The following is a 7,155-nucleotide window of genomic DNA, read 5'->3' on the forward strand; positions in this document are numbered from 1 at the left end:
TTAGGAGTCAATAACATTAACCTTCGCCGGTGTGAATCCCCCGCTTCATCGGGAGCGGGCTCTTTTAGTGTTCATTTGTGCCTGTCAGCAAGCCTCTAATAACCATTGGTCGTGTATAATTTAAACTATAATGCTTCATAGACAGCTTAGATTAAAATTGCTGTACGGTAATGATGGCCAAAAACGTCTTTTTGGGGGTATGGAAATGAATGAAAAAGAATTGGAAAGAGCGATGAAGAATGCTGAAGGATCCCTTGCGTTAGATGGGACGAAGGTAACGGAAGAAGGTCGGGATTTGGTTCGCCGGAGGTTGCTTGGGAAAATAACGGAAGAGGAATTTTTAAAACAAGTAATGGAAATGGTAAAAGCGAAATAATCTGTAAGCATAGAAATGCCTGTCTTCAATAGGAGACAGGCATTTTAAAATTATAGAGTGTTTGCTGCCTTTGTTAGTTGGAGCTTCTTCAGGGATTTTTCTAGTCTATGGTTTATTACAAACAAGGATGGAATTAATAGGCTATAAGTAACGAGCCCCAAATGTTCTGTGTTTCTTGATAATAGATTGCGCCCGCTCCGATACAATAGAAACTAATTAGCACTTCTAAAAGAATTCTCACCTTAAAACTTAAATCGGCCGAGGAAAAATAAACTTTTCCCTTTCAATTTTTGTGTTTTTGTATAGAGTGGCCTATCATTGGGGATAAGCAGTAGTGATGCTGCTCTCTCCTTTTAATAGTTGACCCGCTTCAGAACGGAAACCTGGAGCGGGTTATATTCATCTCAATGGGTTAGGTACTCTATTGTAGGTGTTAGCCAAAGCATAAAAAGGAATTAATTGAAGGGTTTTCCTAGCTTGAAGAAGAATATATAAATCGAAGTGATCATGAGTAATACCTGTTTATTAAGGAGTGCTCGTATGAAACGTTTGGTGTATTTAATGTTATTGATCGCTTTATTAGGTGGCTTAACAGCTTGTAGCTCAAAAAGTGATTCATCCAAAGAACCTGATGAAAGTAAACCTACCGAATCAATTTCAACCGCAAAACCTCAAGTTGGTATTACTGTAGAGGGATATGAGGATGCCATTGCAAAACTGTCTAATGGTCAAATTAAATTAGAAAATCTAAAAACTGAGGATCCTTCAAAAGATGTTACGGTCAATTCTGATTATAAGATCATGTCTGGAACCAATAATGAAGACACTCTATCAATTCTAAATGCTGTTAATGAAGACAAAAGAATTGAAACGATGGGCTTAATTAACAATGTAAAGAATACAAATGAAATAACGCTTGGACAAATGCTGGATTTTGCGAAACTCCTGATTCGAATAGCTGAACCTGACTATTCTATATCGGAAATAGRAAGTCTATTAAGTGAACAATTGCAAATGCAAGATATAATGTTCTATTCAGGTAAACGAACAGTATCTACCAAAACAGAAAATGCGACTTATTCATTTAGCACTTCAGGGTATGCTGGAGAAACCGCTGCTTTATATTTCTTTGTTGTGACGTTTAATGGAACTAATCCTGAACTTACCTATCGTTCCTTACCAGGTGAAGTAACTACTGAAGTAGATTCACCTACTTATGCACCGAACGATACTACTGACCTATTTAATGAACCGGTAGATCTGAGTACTCTTTCTACAAATGATATATATTTTGTTAATACGGTTTTTTTAGACCCTCATTTCTTTAATGGTTTTGGTAGCAGTATAGAGGAAATTATGAAAACTGTGCAAACGGTGTCTCAATATCCGGGCACCACAACAGATGCTATACCGTTTGCAGTTGGATATAGAATAGCTAACATTGTTGGAATAAATGCTATAGTTGTGGATGCCACAATTAATAAGGAATTCGGTAGCGGAGGAAATAAGTATTCAGTTTGGCTACATTCAAGCGAACCTAATGTGATGGATCCACAATTAAAACTAGTTGCTAGAAATCTTAGACACCTGCTAACACAATTAAAAACAGACTGTGATACACTTGCTCAATTGTACGCCAAAGATCAAAGGTCTTCTGACGAAAAGTATCTTCTGATGTCTCCGGATGATATTGATGCATTCGATACTACTCTAAACCACGTTTTGGATGATTTGAGAAACGTAGTAGACTTCGGAAACAACGTCGCTCTATGGATTAATAGTTAGATATTTTATGAGTCTTAATTAAATAAGGCACAAGCGTTGTGCTATATCACTAATTTTAGGATGCAATTAACTCTTCCCCCTTCCATAAAATTGACCTCTCCCGGACGGAAACCTGGAGGGTTTTTTCTTTTTATGAAAACATTTATTAATAATTTTTTAAATCAAATGTACTTCTACCTTTTTTTGGTACAATTGGGATATATAATGCTGTTACGGAGGTGGTGAGGTTATGAAACTAGAATTAATAAAGCTGGGTGACCATAAGAAATTAGTTGGAGTGATTATTTTTGGAGTCATAGTAACTAGCTTTTACCTTTTGTTCTTCCATAAAACACCTGAGGAACGGGTAAATGCTTTTATCGATGAAATTATTGGTGTTGAGGATAGAACGGATGTAACGAGACTAATACAAGATTACTTTGATAGTGTGGGGAATGCCTCTCCTAATGAAATCTATAAGGCTGCTGAAAAAGCAAAAAAAGCTAGCCTTGAAACGATGAAGATAACAGAAAGAATTGATGTACCCAAAAATCTATCTAAGGAAATCCGAAATATATTACTGGAATCTCAAAATAAAATAGTTCGCACTTATGAACTCTTTGCCAGTGCGTTTGATGATGCCATGACGTATTATGGTAGTGGAGATATAAGGTACGCCTATTCCTTTCGAGCAAAATTTAATGAAGGTGATAAGCTTTTAGATGAAGCGATAGATGACCTTTATGTTGCAAGTCTTATGGTAGAAGTTGAGGATAAAGTCAAAAAGCAAATTGCTGCAGAAACAAAAAACAAAGATAAAGGTAAACGTGATGAAGACACTACTGATTCTGAACCTGCTTTATCCGGGAAGACAAAGGATTCAGAAAGTGAGCAACAAGTGATAAAGGAAGAAATGAAAAAACAGGAAGCTGTACGGGCAGTGCAAGAGGAAGCCAAATTAGCGGAACAAAAAAGACTAGAGGAAGAAGCGGCAGTACAAAAAAGACAGGAAGAGGCCGTGTTAGCTGAACAAAAAAGAAAAGAGGAAGAAGAGAAAAAAAGACAGGCGGAAATAGAGGCTCAAAGAATTGCGGCTACTCAACAAGAGCAAAAAGTATATGATGAATTAAAATCCAAGTTCATTTCTTTACTTGCTAGTTATAAACAGGAATATGAAGGCAACTATGGAAGATTAGAATATGAAGACAGGAATAAAATAGGAAATGATTTAAATACGAAATACTCAATCCCTTTAATGAACATAAAAGAACAGTTAAGTGCTCAACCCTTTCAATATGTAAAGGTTGAACCGTTACGAGTTGGGATGGTCCATTTAGAAAGTTCGATTTGGAATGTGACGGCTGCCTTTTGGATTAATGATAGTCTAAGAGGTTTAAATAATGCTACTTATTCAGCATTTGAACTCGGCATGGCCAAAACATCGGTCTATAATTGCATTACATCTACCACCACTATTAATAACTGTAGTTTACAATAAAGTTCTTACTAAAAGGGGTGCTTATTTAGCACCTCTTAGGGAGGTCTATCCTTTGCGGAGAATATTGTTTGTCTTGTGTGTGTTTATAGGTTCGTTTTTCGCTTATGATGCCTTAGAAAATGAAATTAGAAACATTGAGCAAAAACACTCGGAGTTGTTTGCAGCTGATATTAAGCCTTATAAAGTCATTGAAGATTATGATTTCGTTCCAAATGGTCGTTCTGGAGAAATTGAAGACAATTCAACGGTTTTTTACACGAAACAGGATCAGCAAATCCTCGATGAAAGGAAGCGACTCTTGGGGCCTCTTCCCTTCTTAAGTGGAGTATGTCTTTTTTTAGCCATTGGTGGAGCTCTTAGTTTTCTTGTTCTTACATACCTGAAAGTCAGCGATAGCTGGGAAGAAAGGCAACTAAAAGTCCGTAGGTTAAAACGGGAGGCATACGAAAAAGAACATCAAGAAAAGCTTTCACAAATCAACCAAAACTTCATAGAGAAAGTTGAGAATGCCATCAAAAAACATGAGACAGCAGGAACGGCAATGTCCTTTCAAGAGGTGCAAGCTCTACGCACGGAACTAGACAACACCATCAACAGTTACAATACCAAAGTCCAAGTAGAATACCTGTTCAAACAACATATGCGAATTCATAACCCAACAGGTTCAGAGACACTTTAAGCGTCTCTGAGCCTGTTTGTCTGCCTCTCTCATTTTCTAGCATGAATATGTGGTCTTTTATGCAGATGATCCCTTTTTATGCTCCGTCTGCAACCTGTGCAGCGGTATCTATTGCACTTATGGAGCTATTAATGGTGGTCTACCAACCCTTTCAAAGTAATTACCCGCTCCTTTGTGTTTCATCAATGATTTTCCCTGCTCCTTTTACAACTCCTTTAGCCGCTCCACCTACAACAAACGTTAATTATTAACGAAAAATAATATACCTGGTCTATAGTAATAGCAGTAACCTCTGAACTTACTGCCTCCCCATTCTCACGACTGAGATAAAGAGGGTATACCTTTTGAAATGTTTTATAATTTAACTTTCTTTGAGTGGTGAGTTTGCTGGTAGGTGTATGATTGGCTAACTAATTATCCGAGAGTTCAATTCATACATTTTCTCCTCTCCTTCTAAGTATGCTTGTGTGTCTTCTCCGTTGTCACCTAACATATCTTGCAGTAAATATTCGTAAAAAGGTAATCGGTCATATATTTGATAAAAGTCTTGAAGAGCGTCTCTTAATTCCATTGTTTTTTCTTCTTTCATCGTGCTTCTATAAACATGAACCTGGTCACATAAAAACCTCTAAACCTTATCAAAATACCTTCTTCTTTTCGCTTAAACTCGTACTTAATAGTACGTGTATTTATCTCTTCTTGTTGCTTCCGGCTCCATTTTACTCCGATAAGACAAAAGTTTTTAGAATATTGATAGATTACTTTCCCTTTGCTAATCCCTTTAAGCACAGCTAATAATTAATAATGTAATTACATTCCCGCCTTTATGACATGAAAAGCAGTAAAACATTTGCTTCTTAGGGCTAATTGAAAAGGATGGTGTACTCTCAGAATGAAACGGGCAAAGAGCAAAATAGTTTTTTCCGGTTCTCCTTAGGCGTATTCCTTCTTTCTAGCTTCTGCTAAAATATCCAAGGTTTTAGCAGCTCTTCGGCTAAAAACCGATATCTAGGTTATTATTCATACAGGGTTACCTCCTGTAACAAACAGTAAATAATAAGTAATCAGCAACCACATGGTGAAGTACCGTTTAGTTGCTGATTTTCATTTCACCAAGTTTTCAAGGAATGCATTGTTGTCATTACCAGTTATCAGTATTTTGCATATTTTTAATTAGTTCGCACCATACCTTTATTTGCTTTATCGTATCTTTGTCACTCATTTTTTTGTCCGTGAGTATCTCCTCCACTCGCCATGTTAAAACAAAATACTTGTCATACTCTAAATTATCCAATCTTCTTTCCTCTTTTCCTATTTATATGATATTTCATTATGTTCTCCGGTGTTTTTGTTGGACATTTGATCACCTCTTTTTGGAATAATTCTAGTTTCACAGAATACAATGGTAGGTTTGTATACATTAATAATTTATGCTTCATTTGCATACTTCAGAAAATATTGCAAAAAAAACGATTCTATAGAACTTTCACATGAATTATTCATTCATATATCATTGAGATTTCCAAAAGAAAATAGTCAAAAAGACCAGGTATTGTTAAATATAATGGCGAATTATTCAAGTAAATAAAAGGAATAAAGTCCGGCTACCTTAAAAAGGGGAAGATTTCATGGCAAATATAACAAAAAAAGCTAGTAAGGTATTTGCGAAAGAAATGGTGAAATATGCTGACAGCAATCCGAGGGCTGGTTGCCTTATTACAATTGGTCTATTCACCCTTCCATTGTGGCTTATATTATTTGTAGAAATACTAGAGTTGTTCCTGGCGTATGTAGTATGGGGACAGAAGACATTTGGATTTAGGGACAAATCGTTCTTGCTTTACATTTATAGTTTTCTGCCTATTGTTGGGACACCTTGTCTACTACTAGGTGTAATTCATTTAATACAAAAATTTTTAATATCGAAGGAGGAAGAAAGAAATGGGTAAGCCGTTAAAAAGAACAAATTATTGCGACCTCTTAGCTCAGGGTATAACTCAAATAGGAGAAGATATATCCGCTGTTGAGAGAATCTTCATCAAAGACATTAAACGTGAGGAAATTAGGTTCGCCTGGTATAAAGAGGATAATGAAGGGAAAAGGCGATTTATACCTAGACCTTTGGATCTTACAGAGGTTGAACTGTTAGAATTGATAAAAGATGGTGTAAATAAAGAGGTTTTTTCTAAAGAATTTAGGGAAGAGCTAAAGAAAATCACGAAAGTTGGAATCGCAGATGTTACACACACTCTTACAGATGACACTTATTATGTAAGTCCAATTGTGTCTATACATTCTCCTAAATATATATCACATTCTATCGGAGAAACAATAAAATTATTGGCAAATGATAATTGGTCTTTTAGTGGTAAAGTTGGGAAATGGGATTACTCGCTTGTTGATATGTGGAGCAGAGAAGATGAACTAATTGCGATTTGGGAGGAATAGTTAACAAAGAAAGTAAGCCCGAATTATAAAAATAAGCGTACCTTTCCGGTACGCATCACAAATAGCCGTACATCCTAACTTTTTCAATCGGATTTACGGCCTATTTCAGTTATTTGCTACATTCTGCCTGAATCATTTTTGACCAGGGCATATATTGATCTAAAATTTTAGGGTTTTGTTGAATACCAAGATTCGGTAGATCCGTAAAAAGTTTCTTTATATATTCATAGAAATCAATGCCGTTACTTTTGGTAGTTTCAGCGATACTTAAACAGATAGCATTGGCTTTTGCACCAGCTTCACTTACACTAAATAGCCAATTTTTTCTTCCTATAACATTGGGGCGGATGGCATTCTCGGCTGGATTATTATCCATTTCAATTCGCCCAT

The 7,155-nt window shown here is 36.1% G+C and carries 8 protein-coding genes and 1 pseudogene; 6 read left to right on the forward strand and 3 right to left on the reverse strand.

All coding sequences use genetic code 11. From position 1 onward, the window contains the following. Window positions 1-205 precede the first annotated feature (205 nt). The 4 genes from BTR25_RS27670 (at window position 206) to BTR25_RS14345 (ending at window position 4,317) form a co-directional block, all read left to right on the forward strand. Window positions 206-376 carry an antitoxin VbhA family protein gene (locus BTR25_RS27670; protein WP_175596791.1) on the forward strand — a complete coding sequence of 57 codons (171 nt, stop codon included), beginning with the start codon at window positions 206-208 and terminating at the stop codon, window positions 374-376. Between the two features lie 540 nt (window positions 377-916). Next, entirely contained in the window at window positions 917-2,161 is a 1,245-nt protein-coding gene (locus tag BTR25_RS14335; RefSeq protein ID WP_075688730.1) for an outer membrane protein assembly factor BamD, read from the forward strand. 229 nt (window positions 2,162-2,390) lie between these two features. Next, complete coding sequence (locus BTR25_RS14340) at window positions 2,391-3,638, forward strand: hypothetical protein (RefSeq protein WP_075688731.1); 1,248 nt, start codon at window positions 2,391-2,393, stop codon at window positions 3,636-3,638. A 52-nt stretch (window positions 3,639-3,690) separates the two neighbouring features. Further along, window positions 3,691-4,317 carry a hypothetical protein gene (locus tag BTR25_RS14345; RefSeq protein WP_075688732.1) on the forward strand — a complete coding sequence of 209 codons (627 nt, stop codon included), beginning with the start codon at window positions 3,691-3,693 and terminating at the stop codon, window positions 4,315-4,317. Between the two features lie 406 nt (window positions 4,318-4,723). Here BTR25_RS14345 and BTR25_RS27675 read toward each other — a convergent pair whose 3' ends face one another. Both BTR25_RS27675 and BTR25_RS14365 read right to left on the reverse strand, forming a co-directional pair. Next, the gene (locus BTR25_RS27675; protein ID WP_175596792.1) at window positions 4,724-4,888 is read right to left on the reverse strand and encodes a hypothetical protein; all 165 of its coding nucleotides are present in this window, start codon (window positions 4,886-4,888) and stop codon (window positions 4,724-4,726) included. 225 nt (window positions 4,889-5,113) lie between these two features. Next, window positions 5,114-5,254, reverse strand: a pseudogene (locus tag BTR25_RS14365) (CHC2 zinc finger domain-containing protein); the annotation flags it as partial. 691 nt (window positions 5,255-5,945) lie between these two features. Between BTR25_RS14365 and BTR25_RS14370 the strand changes: the two are divergent. Together BTR25_RS14370 and BTR25_RS27680 are read left to right on the forward strand one after the other, a co-directional pair. Beyond that, window positions 5,946-6,266, forward strand: coding sequence for a hypothetical protein (locus BTR25_RS14370; protein ID WP_075688736.1), 321 nt, complete (start codon window positions 5,946-5,948; stop codon window positions 6,264-6,266). Further along, on the forward strand, window positions 6,259-6,765 hold the full coding sequence (locus tag BTR25_RS27680) for a hypothetical protein (protein ID WP_075688737.1): 507 nt from the start codon (window positions 6,259-6,261) through the stop codon (window positions 6,763-6,765). Before BTR25_RS14370 ends, BTR25_RS27680 begins: the two co-directional genes overlap by 8 nt. A 109-nt stretch (window positions 6,766-6,874) precedes the next feature. On the opposite strand, the gene BTR25_RS14380 is transcribed toward BTR25_RS27680, so the two are convergent. Next, window positions 6,875-7,155: IS66 family transposase (locus BTR25_RS14380; protein WP_139311245.1), on the reverse strand; the 281-nt coding region annotated here is incomplete at its 5' end.

Source organism: Bacillus sp. MRMR6 (assembly GCF_001940785.1).
In the GTDB taxonomy this organism is placed as follows: Bacteria; Bacillota; Bacilli; order Bacillales; family Cytobacillaceae; genus Neobacillus.

What these genes read in the sequence shown, in the direction of transcription:
- BTR25_RS27670 (WP_175596791.1), top strand. Translation starts at nt 206, where the DNA reads ATGAATGAAAAAGAATTGGAAAGAGCGATGAAGAATGCTGAAGGATCC.
- BTR25_RS14340 (WP_075688731.1), top strand. Translation starts at nt 2,391, where the DNA reads ATGAAACTAGAATTAATAAAGCTGGGTGACCATAAGAAATTAGTTGGA.
- BTR25_RS27675 (WP_175596792.1), bottom strand. Translation starts at nt 4,888, where the DNA reads ATGGAATTAAGAGACGCTCTTCAAGACTTTTATCAAATATATGACCGA.
- BTR25_RS14370 (WP_075688736.1), top strand. Translation starts at nt 5,946, where the DNA reads ATGGCAAATATAACAAAAAAAGCTAGTAAGGTATTTGCGAAAGAAATG.
- BTR25_RS27680 (WP_075688737.1), top strand. Translation starts at nt 6,259, where the DNA reads ATGGGTAAGCCGTTAAAAAGAACAAATTATTGCGACCTCTTAGCTCAG.